This is a genomic window from Actinosynnema sp. ALI-1.44 (assembly GCF_001984155.1).
GTDB lineage: Bacteria > Actinomycetota > Actinomycetes > Mycobacteriales > Pseudonocardiaceae > Kibdelosporangium.
The window spans coordinates 899,580-913,287 of the sequence record NZ_MTQO01000053.1 but is presented as its reverse complement, the minus strand read 5'-3'; the positions used below and the strand labels follow the sequence as shown (position 1 = coordinate 913,287).

Genomic DNA, 13,708 nt, shown 5'->3' with positions numbered 1-13,708 from the left:
CACCCGGCCGGGTGCCCCGCTTTTTCGTGTCAGCCGAGATCGTGGCCTGTGGCGTAGCGGTACGACGCCGCGACAACGGATTCAGCGACCCGCAGTTCCTCCTCCGTGCGCGGGCCGTAGAGCATCATCACGTTGACCGTGGGCGAGTACAGCGGATGCGGTTCGCCCCAGCCCTTGGCGACGAGCTCGTCCTGGTCCTCAGTGGACAGCGCGAGGTGCAGGCTGCCGTCGGTGTGGACGTGGACGAACTCGGCGTCCAGCCGTGGTGGCAACAGCACCGCGCCGTCCGGTGGCCGCGCGTCGTCGAGGAAGAAGGCCAGCGCGCCCGGTTCGGAGATCTCACTGGGCCGGATCACGGCCGCACGCAGGTTTTCGGTCATCCACCGCGTGAGCCGCTCGCGGACATCGTCCGGACTGTTCTGGCTGAGCTGGACGTGTGGCACCGCGGGGCCGGTCTCGGGGCGGTCGCCGGGACGGGTGGGCAGGGCGAGCGCGGTCATGGTGTCGTTCCTCCTTCTGCCGGGAAACTCGGCAGAGCGAAGGTAACGCCGCGAATACAGTAGGTTCCCAGAAGATAGTGGCTCTCTCCCGGGAACCATGCGAGGTGCCGTGATGCCCCACCCCGTCGAAGCCGTGGGCGCGTGCCCGATCAGCCCCGTGGTCGACCTGGTGTTCAGCCGGTGGTCGACGCCGATCCTGTGGGTGCTCAAGGAACACGGCAGACAGCGGTTCGTGCAGATCCAGCGGCGCCTGTCCGGCATCACGCCGAAAGTGCTCACCCAGCGGCTGCGGCAACTGGAACGCGACGGACTCGTCACGCGCTCGTACCACGCGGAGATCCCGCCGAGGGTGGAGTACGAGATCAGCGACCTCGGCCGGACGCTCGGGCCGGTGTTCGCCGTGCTCACCGAGTGGTCCGACACCCATTTCACCCGGGTGGAAACGGCACGCCACGCCTATGACACAGCCGACCGGCCGCTGCCCGCCTGAAACCTCCCGCCGAACACAAGAACGCCCGCCGGGCCACAGTGGACCCTGGCGGGCGTCGGAGGTTCGTCTGCGGCGGCTAGGAACCGCCGCCCTGGTTCGGTTGTGCCGGTGGGGTGTTCACCGTTCCCGCTTGGGGATCGAAGGGAACCGAGTCGAAGCTGCGGTTCACGTCCTTCGAGGACAACGACGCTCCGTCCGGCAGCAGCCGGACGATCGCGTCCGGGGCCGGGGACTGCTTGTCCAGGCCGAGTGCGCCCGCTGTCCTGGTGTCCGGGATGCCGTACTTCACCCCTCGGTCGGAGACCAGGTAGATCGGGCCCCTGTCGAAGTCCGCCTTCGACGCCGAACCCCTGACCACCGCTGCCCGGCCCGGCGGCATGAAGAAGCTGTCGATCTTCTGGCCGTCCGCGCTCGGGGTGGCGATCTTCAACGGCTGCATCTTCGCGCCCGACGCGTCCTTCGGCAGCGGCAACTCCGCGCTGATGTGCAGTGCGGTGTGGCTGTCGCGCGCGTCCCCCGTTCCCTGGAGCGACCAACCGAGGCAGGCGACCGAGTTGCCCGCTGCCTGCGCCTGGAGCACGCCAGGTGCCACGTCCGGGGAGAGGCGGTCGTCGATGCGGTCCTGGAGGGTCTGCGAGGTGATCCGGTCGGGCGAGATCTCCGGGATGCTCGCGCTACCGGCCGACTTCTCGTACCGGATCAGGTCGGCTGTCGTCGACTTGATCTTCTCGATGCCGTCGCTGTACACGACGTAGTAGTCGCGGTTGGAGGCGTTGGGCACCGAGAACACACCACCGACCTGCACACCCAGATCGGACGTGCCGTTGCCGGACACCGTCGGCGCGGTGAGGGACTTCACCTCGGGGATCGCGTTCAGCATGCCCGTGCTGATCCTGCGCACCGCGCCCTTGTCGAGCTTGAGCGCCTGGACCACGGACGGCTTGTTCAGGTCGACCTCGGCCCGCACCGCGTTGGAGTTGCGCTCGTTGACGTTGCTCGGCGTGCGGTACACCAGGTACGTCTTCTTGTTCTCCGCCTGCACGAGCAGCGATTCGCCCGGCTGCAACTCCCTGCTCAGGTCGCCGACACCCGCGAGCACCGAAGTCTGGATACCGGTCGCCTGCTGGGCTTCCGGCAGCGTCCTGTCCAACGTGATCACGTCGCAGACCGCCCAGTTGTCGCTGGTCCGCTGGTCTTCGGCGGGCAGCAGCTGCGGTCCGTTCGGGATTCCCGTCAGCTGGCGCTTCGGGATGTCCTTCAGGTTCTTGTCGTCGATCACCGTCGGGTTGGCAGGCGCCTGGGCAGGCGCGTCCGGGTTCTCGCTGCCGCCGCTCTGGCCCTGGTTCTGCTGGGCCAGCACGAGCAGCCGGGCGGACGCCAGGTTGAAGGTGGGGGTCAGCGTCTTCGGATTGCCCGAGACCACGTACACCGTGCCCGACGGCTCGGCGATGATGATCCCGCTCTCCGGGAGCGTCGGTTTGGGCGCGAGGAGGCCCACGATCACGAACCCGAGCACACCGATCGCGCCGAGGATGAACCCGACGGCGGTCGCACGCGAATGCGTCCGCATCGGGTCGTGCAGCATCACTGCGTCCTTCCGGACCAGCGCGGACTGCATCCTTCGCAGCACGAAGCGATACGCCTGAACCTGAGACTTTGTCGTCGGTGTTGAGGGCATTCTCGGCCTGCAGCTCTCCCTGTCGCGGTACGGTTCCGCAGGATAGCCGTACCGGAGGCGGTGGGCTGGCAGTTCCGGGGAACTGGGGCTGACCAGTGTCGATCCGCCTGCGGGGAAGATCGAGGGGAAGAGACGGTAGGGATGTCGGTGACCACGCCTCCACGCCATGGCATGCCACCGCCCGGGGGACGTCCGCCCGGCGGGGGTCCACCCGGCGGGGGTGGACCGCCCGGTGGCGGACCGCCTCCGGGGGGCAGGCCGCCCGGTGGCCGCCCGCCCGGTCCGCCCGGCCCCGGGGGACCGCCTGGACCACCGCCTGGACCACCGCCTGGACCACCGCCTGGACCACCGCCTGGACCACCGCCTGGACCACCGTCCGGGCCGCCGCCTGGTCAGCGCCCGCCCAACAGCGGGCCGATGCCGCAGCAGCCACCGCCGCCCAGCACGCCGAAGGTGCCGATCTCGGCCCGCAGGCGCACGGTCGGTGCCAGCCTCGGCGCGCTGCCGGTGACCAACCTGGTCGTGGTGGAGCTCGGTCTCGCGATCGGGCTGATCCTGATCGCGATCAACACGAGCCTGCTCTACGTGGCCGTCGGTGTGCTGGTGGTCGCGCTGCTGTTCGCGTTCATCCGGTGGCGCGGCCGGTGGTTCCCGCAGTGGGTGAGCTTGACCACCCGGTACACGTTCCGCACGCACGGCAGGGTGACCAAGCCGTCGGCGCCGATCTCGATGGAGCAGGTCGCCGCCGACAGCGCGGCAGCCGTCACCGGCCCCGAGGACGCGCGCGTCGCACTGCTGCGGCTGGCTGTGCCGGACCTCGTTGTCGCACACGGCCAGGACCACGAGCGCCGCCCGCTGGGTCTGGCGTGGCACGACGGCGCGTGGACCGCGGTGCTGCTGGTGGACCCGGCGCCCAGCCTGGTCACACAGGTCGGCACCACGCCGAGCCTGCCGCTGAGCGCGTTGGCGCCGTGCCTCGAGGACCGCGGTGTGGTGCTCGACGCGATCCAGGTGATCTGGCACTGCTACCCGGGCAGCACTTCGCTGCCGCCGAACTCGCCCGCGCTCAGCTCGTACCTCGAGGTGCTCGGCCCGCTGCCCGCCGCGGCACGGCGGACCACGTGGGTTGCCGTACGCCTCGACCCGAGCCGCTGCCCCGCCGCGGTTCGTGAGCGCGGTGGCGGTGTCGTGGGTGCACACCGCGCGTTGATCGGTGCGTTGTCGCGTATCCGCAACGCTCTCGAGTCGCGTGGCGTGCCGACGCGGCCGTTGGACCCGGACGAGCTGTTGAAGGCCGGCATCACCTCGGCCGAACTGACCGCGGTGGCCGGGAACAACTCCCGGGTGAGCCTGCAGGAGAAGTGGACGGGTGTCACGGCAGCGGGTGTCGGCCACGCCAGCTACTCGATCACCGGCTGGCCCAACGGCAAGGTCGCCACGAGCCTGAACGCGCTGACCGGTGTCCGCGCGCTGTCGTCGACGATCGCGTTGTCGTTGTCGCCTGGCGCGGAGGACAACCAGATCGGTGTGCGTGGCCTGGTCCGCGTGAGCGCGCGGACGCCCGGTGAGCTCGACGCCGCCGACGAGCGGCTCGAAGCGATCTCGGACAAGATCGGAATCACGCTGACCCCGTTGCGCGGCCTGCAAGTCGCCGGTCTCGCAGCCACGTTGCCGCTGGGAGGTGCGGTGTGAGCGGCTCCAGCCGGTTGGTGGACGCACAGGGCCTCAACAAGGGCGTCGCACCGGAGTTCATGGTCTCGCCGGACATGCTCGACCACGTCAGCCCGTCGGGCGACCGCGGCGGCATGGTGCTCGGCCAGAACATGCCGGGTGGCGAGCCGCTGATGGTCTCCACCCTGCGTCCCGCGCCGACCAGGATCGTCCTGGTGGGCGGGTTGTACCTGGCGTTGCAGACAGCGCTGCGCGCGATGGCGGTCGGTGCTTGGGTGGTGATCGCGACCGGGCGCCCGACCAAGTGGCAGGTGCTGCAGAAGGCCGCGGGGACCACTCCGGACGGTCGCCCGGTGCCGATCGTGCAGATCCGCAGGCTCAGCCCGGTGGAACTGCCACGGCCCACAGAGGACAGCCCATTGCTCGTGGTGCACGACGGCGGACCGACTCCGCAGGAACTGTTTCCGCCACGAACGCCGTGGCAGACCACTATTTACGTTTTGCCGTATTTGCACCCGCAGGCGGGCGCGACCGCGAACGCGGCCGACCTTGTGCTCATGCAACGACTTCCATCGGGCCAGGCACAACTCGCCTCGCGCATTTGGCGACTGCCGCCGCCCATGATCAACCAGCTGACGTCCTTGCAGGACGACCAGGTCGTGGCGTTGGGTTCGAACTTGTGGCGGCCTTTGCGATTGGTCTCCACCCAGCGGGAACAACAGATCATCGGACCAATTCGGCGCGGCGATTAAACCCTTTCTGGGAATATGTAAACCCCCCGTGTGACCTTGTGCGATCGCATGGTCACAACGCACCCTGATGATCGTCCTTCCATTCGTGCACGGCCGCGAGGGCACCCGGGGCCGTGCACGCCCTGCTCGAAGGAGAAATCAGGATGGGTGTAATTCGGGCTGCCCGGATCACGGGTATCGCCGGGATCGCCGCGGTCGCCGCCGCGACGGTCGGATTAGCCGCCCCCGCATCGGCCGCCCCCGCGTCCGCACAGGGCCAGATCCTCGGTCTCGACGCCGACGGTGTGGTCAAGGATTCCTTCGTCGTCGTCCTGAAGAACGCGGACCAGACCACGGCGCTGGCGCGGAAGTACGGCGCTGGCGTCACGCACACCTACAAGTCCGCGCTGACCGGCTTCGCCGCCACGATGAGCGAGACACAGGCCCGCGAACTCGCGGCCGACCCCGCCGTGCGGTACGTCCAGGCGAACCGGACGTTCCGGATCACCGACACCCAGCCGAACCCGCCGTCGTGGGGGCTCGACCGGATCGACCAGCGCACCCTGCCGCTGGACAAGTCCTACACGTACTCGACTCCGGCGTCGAACGTGAGCGCGTACATCATCGACACCGGTATCCGCGTCACCCACCAGACGTTCGGCGGCCGCGCGAAGCCGGGCTTCGACGCGATCACCTCCGGCGGCAACGCCAACGACTGCCACGGCCACGGCACGCACGTCGCCGGGACCGTCGGCGGCAAGGAGTACGGCGTCGCGAAAGGCGTGAACCTGTTCGCGGTCCGCGTGCTGGACTGCCAGGGCTCCGGCACGACCGCCCAGGTCGTCGCGGGCATCGACTGGGTGACCGCGAACGCCGTCAAGCCCGCGGTGGCCAACATGAGCCTCGGCGGCGGTGCCGACGCCACGCTGGACGCGGCCGTGAAGAAGTCGATCGCGTCCGGTGTCACGTACGCCATCGCGTCCGGCAACTCGAACGCAAACGCTTGCAACTACTCCCCGGCCCGCGTGCCGGAGGCGATCACTGTGAACGCGTCCACGGACACCGACGGCCGTGCGTCGTTCTCGAACTACGGCACCTGCACGGACATCTTCGGGCCGGGCCAGAGCATCGTGTCGTCGTGGAACACCAGCGACACCGCCACCAACAACATCAGCGGCACCTCGATGGCCACCCCGCACGTCGCGGGCGGGGCCGCGCTGTACCTGGCCGACCACGCCGCCGCCACGCCGCAGGAGGTGCGTGACGCGCTGGTCAACGCCGCCACCGACGGCAAGATCACCGGTCCGGGCAGCGGCTCGCCGAACAAGCTGCTGTACACGGGCGGAGGCGGCACCGAGCCGCCGCCGGTCACCTGCACCACCAAGACCAACGACACCGACGTGGCGATCCCGGACCTGAGCACGGTGAACAGCCCGATCGCCATCTCGGAGTGCGCGGGCAAGAAGGGTGCGACGGCGGGGAAGGTGTCCGTCGACATCACCCACACCTACCGCGGCGACCTGAAGATCGATCTCGTGTCGCCGAGCGGCGCGGTCCGCAACCTCAAGCCGGCCAGCTCCGGTGACAGCGCGGACAACGTGGTCGAGACGTACGCGGTGAACCTGTCCGCAGAAGACGCGAACGGGACGTGGAACCTGCGCGTGCAGGACACCGCGCGTGCGGACGTCGGCACCGTCAACAAATGGACATTGACGGTCTAAACGTCTCATCCTTAGCCCGTCCGGCGCAGCCGTTCCTGCGCTGGACGGGCTAATTCATTCCCAAAGTGGGGAACTGGGGATACGTGACACATTGAAGTTGCGCACTTCCCTTGCGTGATGCCGTGGTTCGGACCAATGTGTAGTCCGTTCCCTTCAATCCGTGCGTGGCGATCGGAACCGACACGCACGCCCTGCTCGAAGGAGACCAGAAGGATGCGAGTATCGAAGGCTGCCCGCTTAACGGGCACGGCCGGGTTCGCGGTGCTGCTCGCCGCGACCATCGGACTGGCCACGCCGGCCAACGCCGCCGAAGGCACAGTTCTCGAGGCCAACGCGGCCGACGTGGTGCCGAACTCCTACATCGTCGCTCTGAAGAACACACCGGAGAACGCGGCTTCGCTGACCAAGAAGTACGGCGGCACGGTCAAGTTCACGTACAAAGCAGCGCTGAACGGCTTCGCCGCGGACATGACCGCACAGCAAGCACGTCGCCTCGCCGCGGACCCAGCGGTGGACTACGTGCAGGCAGACCAGGTCGTGCGGATCCAGGACACCCAGAACAACCCACCGTCCTGGGGCCTTGACCGGATCGACCAGCGCAACCGGCCGGTGGACAGCAAATACACGTACCCGAACACCGCCGCCAACGTGAACTCGTACATCGTCGACACCGGCATCCGCCTGACCCACAGCGACTTCGGCGGCCGTGCGAAGACAGGCTTCGACGCGATCACCTCCGGTGGTACGGCGAACGACTGCCACGGCCACGGCACCCACGTCGCGGGAACTGTCGGTGGCACGGCTCACGGCGTGGCCAAGGGCACCCAACTGTTCGCCGTCCGCGTGCTGAACTGCCAGGGCTCCGGCACAACCGCCCAGGTCGTCGCGGGCGTCGACTGGGTGACCGCGAACCACAAGAAGCCGGCCGTTGCGAACATGAGCCTCGGTGGCGGGGCGAGCACGGCGATCGACAACGCGGTGCGCCGTTCGATCCAGGCAGGCGTCACGTACGCGATCGCTTCGGGTAACTCGAACACGAACGCGTGCAACTCCTCGCCCGCCCGCGTGACCGAAGCCATCACCGTGAACGCGACGTCGAGCAACGACGCGCGCGCCTCCTTCTCCAACTTCGGCAGGTGCACGGACATCTTCGCGCCGGGCCAGAGCATCGTGTCGGCCTGGAACACCAGCGACACCGCCACCAACAACATCAGCGGCACCTCGATGGCCACCCCGCACGTCGCGGGCGCCGCGGCGCTCTACCTGTCCACCAACCCCGGGGCCACCCCGGCGGACGTGCAGAACACCCTGAACACCCGGGCGACCCCGAACGTCGTCACCAACCCCGGCTCGGGATCCCCGAACCGCCTCCTGTTCGTCCAGCAGTAGGAAAACCCTCGTGAGTGTTTTGGCCGGTTCTAACCGGCCAAGACACTCACGAGGTCAAGGTGCGGACGTTGCGGGTTTCCGCCGCGCGTTTCGCCAGGTCGGGCTCGGCTGGGTAGTCCACCTTGGTCAGGATCAGGCCGTGTGCCGGTGCGACGGTCACCTCGCTGGACCGCGCTTCGGCGGTGAGCAGCTTCGCGGGCCAGTCGACCGGGCGTTTGCCCTCGCCCACCGCCAACAGGGCGCCGACCAGGCTGCGGACCATGGAGTGGCAGAAGGCGTCCGCCGACACGTCGGCGACCAGCACCTCGCCTTCCCTGCGCCAGGCCAGGCGCTGCAGCTCGCGGATGGTCGTGGCACCTTCACGTCGCTTGCAGAAGGCCACGAAGTCGTGCGTTCCCAACAAGGTCTGGGCGGCCGCGTTGATCAGGCCGATGTCGAGGGAACGCGGCCAGGCCACGATGTGGTTGCGCTGCAAGGGAGCTACCACCGCGTCCGACACGCGGTACGTGTAGTGCCTGCGCAGTGCGGCGAACCGGGCGTCGAAGTCCGTGGACACCGTTGAGACGCCCAGGATCCTCACGTCGCCGGGCAGCGCGCGGTTCAGGCGGTACGCCTCCGGCACGACCGGGAGGTCCACATGGGCCACCTGGCCGGTCGCGTGCACACCCGCGTCCGTCCGCCCGGCCACGGTCAGACGGACTTCGGGCAGCCGCATGATCCGCGCGAGCGTGTCCTCCAGGACCCCGCAGACGGTCCTGCGCTCGGGCTGACGGGCCCAACCGGAGAAGTCCGTTCCGTCGTAGGCGATGTCCAGGCGTATGCGCAGGAGCCCGCCGTCCCCAGTGGGGGCGACGGGCTCCTGGTCGAACTGATCCCTCAGGACTCGTCCTTCTTCTCGGACTTCTCCTCGGTGGCGTCCTCAGCCGGGGCCTCATCGGCCTTGGCCTCGGCACCCTCGGCGGGCTCGTCCGCGGCGTCCTTGGTCGCGGACTCGGGCGCCTCGGCGTCCTGGTCCTCCACCTTGGTCTCCGCCTTCGGCTCGTCGGCCTTCTTGGCGAACTTGGTACCGCGGGCCTTCTCCGCCTCGCTGGTCACGGTCTTCTCGTTGACCAGCTCGATGATCGCCATCTTGGCGTTGTCACCCTTGCGCGGCAGCGTCTTGACGATGCGGGTGTAGCCACCGTCGCGGTCGTTGAAGAACGGGCCGATCTCGGCCAGCAGGCGGTGCACGACATCCTTGTTGCGGATCACCTTGGTGATCTCACGACGGTGGTGCAGTGCGGCCGGGCTGGTCTTGAAGCCGGACTCGCTGTACTTGTCCTTGCGCTCGGCCTCGGGAGTCGCCTTGACGTACTCCTCGTTGGCCTGGTGCGCGTACTTCGCCTTGGTGATCAGGCGCTCGGCCAACGGACGCAGCCGCTTGGCCTTGGCCTCCGTGGTGGTGATCCGGCCGTGCGTGAACAGCGAGGTGGCCAGGTTGGCCAGCAACATCCGTTCGTGCGCCGGAGACCCGCCGAGGCGGCGACCCTTCGTGGGGGTGGGCATTTCCTAGCTCCTAGATATGTCCGCTCTTGAGCGTCCACAAGGGACTCAGAGCTGCTCCGTCTCGGCGTAGTCCTGGCCGTCGTCGTGGCTGGTGTCGACGCTGGTGTCCGCAGTCGCCCAAGCGCTCTCGGCGGGGTAGTCCGACGCCGCGGCGGTCGGGTCGAACCCGGGAGGGCTGTCCTTGAGCGCGAGGCCGAGGCTGACGAGCTTCATCTTGACCTCGTCGATCGACTTCGCACCGAAGTTGCGGATGTCCAGCAGGTCCGCCTCGCTGCGCGAAACCAGCTCACCCACGGTGTGGATGCCCTCGCGCTTGAGGCAGTTGTACGACCGGACCGTCAGGTCGAGGTCCTCGATCGGCATCGCGTAGGCGGCGATGGTGTCCGCCTCCGCGGGCGACGGGCCGATCTCGATGCCCTCGGCATCGACGTTCAGCTCGCGTGCCAGGCCGAAGAGCTCGACCAGGGTCTTGCCAGCCGACGCCACCGCGTCGCGCGGCGTGATCGACGGCTTGGACTCCACGTCCAGGATCAGCTTGTCGAAGTCCGTGCGCTGCTCGACACGCGTCGCCTCGACCTTGTAGGTCACCTTCAGCACCGGCGAGTAGATCGAGTCGACCGGGATCCGGCCGATCTCGGCACCCGCCTGCTTGTTCTGCACCGCGGGCACGTAACCACGGCCCCGCTCGACCACCAGCTCGATCTCCAGCTTGCCCTTGCCGTTCAGCGTGGCGATGTGCAGATCGGGGTTGTGCACGGTGACACCGGCCGGCGGCACGATGTCTCCGGCGGTGACCTCACCAGGGCCCTGCTTGCGCAGGTACATGGTGACCGGCTCGTCCTCCTCGGACGAGACGACGAGCTCCTTGAGGTTCAGGATGATGTCGGTGACGTCCTCCTTCACCCCCGGAACGGTGGTGAACTCGTGCAGCACACCGTCGATGCGGATGCTGGTGACCGCCGCCCCCGGGATCGAGGACAGCAGGGTGCGGCGCAGCGAGTTGCCGAGCGTGTAGCCGAAACCAGGCTCGAGCGGCTCGATGACGAACCGGGACCTGGTCTCGCTGACCGGCTCTTCGGCGAGACTGGGACGCTGTGAGATAAGCACTTTCTTCGTTTCCTTCCCTGAGGCACCCGCTATTTGATGCCTGGAAATGGAGCCCCGGCGCTATCGGAACGCCGGGGCTGATCAAGTCTTACTTCGAGTAGAACTCGACGATCAGCTGTTCCTGGACGGGCACGTCGATCTGCGCCCGCTCCGGCCGCTGGTGCACCAGGATCCGCAGGTTCGACGGGACGACCTGCAGCCACGCCGGCACCGGGCGGTCGCCGATGGTCGCCTTGGCGACCTCGAACGGCAGCGTCGGCATCGACTTCGGCTTCACGTCGATGATGTCGAACTTGGTGACCTGGTAGCTGGGCACGTTCACCTTCACGCCGTTGACGATGAAGTGACCGTGGCTGACCAGCTGGCGCGCCTGGCGACGGGTGCGCGCGAGACCCGCGCGGTACACCACGTTGTCCAAACGCGACTCCAGCAGCTGGAGCAGGACCTCACCGGTCTTGCCCTGCTGGCGGACGGCCTCGTCGTAGTACTTGCGGAACTGACGCTCGAGCACGCCGTAGGTGAAGCGGGCCTTCTGCTTCTCCTGCAGCTGGAGCAGGTACTCGCTCTCCTTGACCCGGCCGCGGCCGTGCTGGCCGGGCGGGTAGGGGCGACGCTCGAACGCCTTGTCGCCACCGACGAGGTCAACCTTGAGCCGACGCGACTTACGCGTGGCAGGTCCCGTATAACGAGCCATTTGTTCTTACTCCTCCCCGTGCCTCAGACCCGGCGCCGCTTGGGCGGGCGGCAGCCGTTGTGGGGCTGCGGGGTCACGTCCTGGATCGTGCCGACCTCGAGGCCGGCTGCCTGCAGCGAACGGATCGCGGTCTCACGGCCGGAACCCGGGCCCTTGACGAACACGTCGACCTTCTTCATGCCGTGCTCGGCGGCCTTGCGGGCGGCGTTCTCCGCGGCCATCTGGGCGGCGAACGGCGTCGACTTGCGCGAGCCCTTGAAGCCGACGTGACCGCTGGACGCCCAGCTGATCACGTTGCCCTGCGGGTCGGTGATCGAGACGATCGTGTTGTTGAACGTGCTCTTGATGTGAGCATGCCCGTGGGAGATGTTCTTCTTTTCCTTGCGCCGCACCTTCTTGACGGCGCCAGTACGCGACTTGGGTGGCATTTCTTCGGGTTTCTCCTACTTGGAAGCGCGAGTGGGTGAAGGAGCGGCAGACCCGCGCCGGATGCGAGAACCGGCGTCGAGGTACAGGTCCCGCAGCGCCTCTGGGCGGGCGTTCTGCGGGGCGACGAGGGTGGCCCGCATGGCGGACCGGCCACGCCGCGACTGCGTGACGAGCTTGAGCGTCCGACCGCAGTACTGGCTCACTTCTTTCCGGCCTTCTTCTTGCCGGCGACCGTCTTCTTCGGGCCCTTGCGGGTACGCGCGTTGGTCTTGGTCCGCTGACCGCGGACTGGCAGACCACGACGCCAGCGAAGGCCCTCGTAGCAGCCGATCTCCATCTTCCGGCGAATGTCGGCCTGGACCTCGCGGCGGAGGTCACCCTCGACCTTGAAGTGCTCCTCGATGTAGTCCCTGAGCTTCAGGACCTCCTCGTCGGAGAGGTCCTTGACGCGCAGGTCGGGAGACAACTCGGTCGCCGTCAGCAGCTCCTTGGAGCGGGTACGCCCGATGCCAAAGATGTAGGTAAGCGCGATCTCCAACCGCTTTTCGCGGGGGAGGTCGACGCCCATGAGTCGTGCCATTTCGGCGCTTTCTCCTTAGTGAATTTCTCCAGGTCTGCTCCCTGACCGCCCCGGGTTGACTCGTGAAGCCCGGGCCCCGGCCTGAAGTCCGGGGGTACGCCGGATCCGTGTGATCCGGCAGGTCATAGGAGGTCCTCTTGTGCTGTTGTCAGCCCTGGCGCTGCTTGTGACGCAAGTTCTCGCAGATCACCATGACGCGACCGTGCCGGCGGATCACCTTGCACTTGTCGCAGATCTTCTTGACGCTCGGCTGGACCTTCACGCCTCAGCTCTCCTGTTCAAGCCTGGTAAAGGTCACTACTTGTAGCGGTAGACGATGCGCCCACGGGTCAGGTCATACGGCGAAAGCTCCACGACGACCCGGTCCTCAGGCAGGATACGGATGTAGTGCTGCCGCATCTTGCCACTGATGTGCGCGAGAACCTTGTGCCCGTTCTCCAGCTCAACGCGAAACATCGCGTTGGGAAGGGGTTCGACCACGCGACCCTCGACTTCGATGGCCCCGTCCTTCTTGCCCATGTCCTCCGCGTTTCGTGACGATGACTTACTTCGTACACTGCTTCGTACCTCGGGCACGCCTGTACCGGACACGCGAGGGTTCATCTCAAGGAAAAAACCGCACAACGAGACCGGCGCTACGAGCGCGCCACCAACCCAGTGTACGCACCCCGGCACCGTGTCCCAAATCGGGGGTCCTAGCTGCGGGTACGCCCCACCCCGAACCACCACAGCACGCCGAGGACGGCACCCGGCGGCACCAGCGGCCAGATGAACCACGGGTAGGCGAGCTCGAAGCTGGTCAGCGACACGATCAGCCAGATGACCAGGTTGACCGCGCTGACCGCCAGCCAGATCACGGTCAGCACCCGCATCGCCATCAGGGCGCCGTTGGGCTTCGGCGGCGCGGGCGGAGGCGGCGGAGGCGGCGGCGCGGGCAGGTCACGCACCAGATCGGTCAGGTCCCGTCGGGTCTTGGTCAACCAAAGGTTCGCCAGACGTTCGTCCAGCTCGTCCAGGGTCAGGCTGCCGTCGGTGTGCGCGAGCCGCAGCCGCGCCTCGGTGGCCTTGCGGTCGAGGTCGGTCACGCGGATCTGGTCATGGGCGAAGTCGTCGGTCACGGTGACTATGGTTCCCGCCGAGGACCCGCAGGTGGATGGCGTAATCCCTACGCTT

The 13,708-nt window shown here is 67.7% G+C and carries 16 protein-coding genes; 5 read left to right on the top strand and 11 right to left on the bottom strand.

The window, feature by feature from the left end:
- Positions 1 to 29 precede the first annotated feature (29 nt).
- Positions 30 to 500, bottom strand: a complete 471-nt coding sequence (locus tag ALI144C_RS46490; RefSeq protein ID WP_076993594.1) for a luciferase domain-containing protein — start codon at positions 498 to 500, stop codon at positions 30 to 32.
- Positions 501 to 612: 112 nt separating this feature from the next.
- Here ALI144C_RS46490 and ALI144C_RS46485 point away from each other — a divergent pair, with 112 nt between their 5' ends.
- Entirely contained in the window at positions 613 to 990 is a 378-nt protein-coding gene (locus tag ALI144C_RS46485) for a winged helix-turn-helix transcriptional regulator (RefSeq protein WP_143231270.1), read from the top strand.
- Positions 991 to 1,066: 76 nt separating this feature from the next.
- On the opposite strand, the gene eccB is transcribed toward ALI144C_RS46485, so the two are convergent.
- Entirely contained in the window at positions 1,067 to 2,668 is a 1,602-nt protein-coding gene (gene eccB / locus ALI144C_RS46480) for a type VII secretion protein EccB (RefSeq protein ID WP_076993592.1), read from the bottom strand.
- 507 nt (positions 2,669 to 3,175) lie between these two features.
- On the opposite strand from eccB, the gene eccE reads away from it, so the two are divergent.
- The 4 genes from eccE to ALI144C_RS46460 all read left to right on the top strand — a co-directional run bounded on the left by eccE (position 3,176) and on the right by ALI144C_RS46460 (position 8,180).
- A complete protein-coding gene (gene eccE / locus ALI144C_RS46475) occupies positions 3,176 to 4,360 on the top strand; it encodes a type VII secretion protein EccE (RefSeq protein WP_076993792.1) in 1,185 nt (394 codons plus the stop codon).
- Positions 4,361 to 4,419: 59 nt separating this feature from the next.
- Positions 4,420 to 5,091: a hypothetical protein gene (locus ALI144C_RS46470; protein WP_076993791.1), complete on the top strand. Its 672-nt coding sequence runs from the start codon at positions 4,420 to 4,422 to the stop codon at positions 5,089 to 5,091.
- A 143-nt stretch (positions 5,092 to 5,234) separates the two neighbouring features.
- Positions 5,235 to 6,791, top strand: coding sequence for a S8 family peptidase (locus ALI144C_RS46465; protein ID WP_076993591.1), 1,557 nt, complete (start codon positions 5,235 to 5,237; stop codon positions 6,789 to 6,791).
- Between the two features lie 213 nt (positions 6,792 to 7,004).
- The gene (locus ALI144C_RS46460) at positions 7,005 to 8,180 is read left to right on the top strand and encodes a S8 family peptidase (RefSeq protein ID WP_076993590.1); all 1,176 of its coding nucleotides are present in this window, start codon (positions 7,005 to 7,007) and stop codon (positions 8,178 to 8,180) included.
- Between the two features lie 46 nt (positions 8,181 to 8,226).
- Here ALI144C_RS46460 and truA read toward each other — a convergent pair whose 3' ends face one another.
- The 9 genes from truA to ALI144C_RS55030 all read right to left on the bottom strand — a co-directional run bounded on the left by truA (position 8,227) and on the right by ALI144C_RS55030 (position 13,653).
- Positions 8,227 to 9,000, bottom strand: a complete 774-nt coding sequence (gene truA / locus ALI144C_RS46455; protein WP_083753963.1) for a tRNA pseudouridine(38-40) synthase TruA — start codon at positions 8,998 to 9,000, stop codon at positions 8,227 to 8,229.
- A gap of 56 nt (positions 9,001 to 9,056) precedes the next feature.
- Positions 9,057 to 9,725: a 50S ribosomal protein L17 gene (rplQ, locus tag ALI144C_RS46450; protein ID WP_076993588.1), complete on the bottom strand. Its 669-nt coding sequence runs from the start codon at positions 9,723 to 9,725 to the stop codon at positions 9,057 to 9,059.
- Between the two features lie 45 nt (positions 9,726 to 9,770).
- A complete protein-coding gene (locus tag ALI144C_RS46445; protein WP_054295745.1) occupies positions 9,771 to 10,832 on the bottom strand; it encodes a DNA-directed RNA polymerase subunit alpha in 1,062 nt (353 codons plus the stop codon).
- Positions 10,833 to 10,920: 88 nt separating this feature from the next.
- A complete protein-coding gene (rpsD, locus tag ALI144C_RS46440; protein WP_076993587.1) occupies positions 10,921 to 11,526 on the bottom strand; it encodes a 30S ribosomal protein S4 in 606 nt (201 codons plus the stop codon).
- Positions 11,527 to 11,549: 23 nt separating this feature from the next.
- Positions 11,550 to 11,954 carry a 30S ribosomal protein S11 gene (gene rpsK, locus ALI144C_RS46435; RefSeq protein WP_033384187.1) on the bottom strand — a complete coding sequence of 135 codons (405 nt, stop codon included), beginning with the start codon at positions 11,952 to 11,954 and terminating at the stop codon, positions 11,550 to 11,552.
- Between the two features lie 200 nt (positions 11,955 to 12,154).
- Entirely contained in the window at positions 12,155 to 12,535 is a 381-nt protein-coding gene (rpsM, locus tag ALI144C_RS46430) for a 30S ribosomal protein S13 (RefSeq protein ID WP_076993586.1), read from the bottom strand.
- A gap of 148 nt (positions 12,536 to 12,683) precedes the next feature.
- On the bottom strand, positions 12,684 to 12,797 hold the full coding sequence (gene rpmJ, locus ALI144C_RS46425; RefSeq protein WP_010148647.1) for a 50S ribosomal protein L36: 114 nt from the start codon (positions 12,795 to 12,797) through the stop codon (positions 12,684 to 12,686).
- Positions 12,798 to 12,832: 35 nt separating this feature from the next.
- Complete coding sequence (gene infA / locus ALI144C_RS46420; protein ID WP_033384191.1) at positions 12,833 to 13,054, bottom strand: translation initiation factor IF-1; 222 nt, start codon at positions 13,052 to 13,054, stop codon at positions 12,833 to 12,835.
- A gap of 176 nt (positions 13,055 to 13,230) precedes the next feature.
- Complete coding sequence (locus tag ALI144C_RS55030; RefSeq protein ID WP_168211515.1) at positions 13,231 to 13,653, bottom strand: DUF1707 SHOCT-like domain-containing protein; 423 nt, start codon at positions 13,651 to 13,653, stop codon at positions 13,231 to 13,233.
- Positions 13,654 to 13,708: the final 55 nt, after the last annotated feature.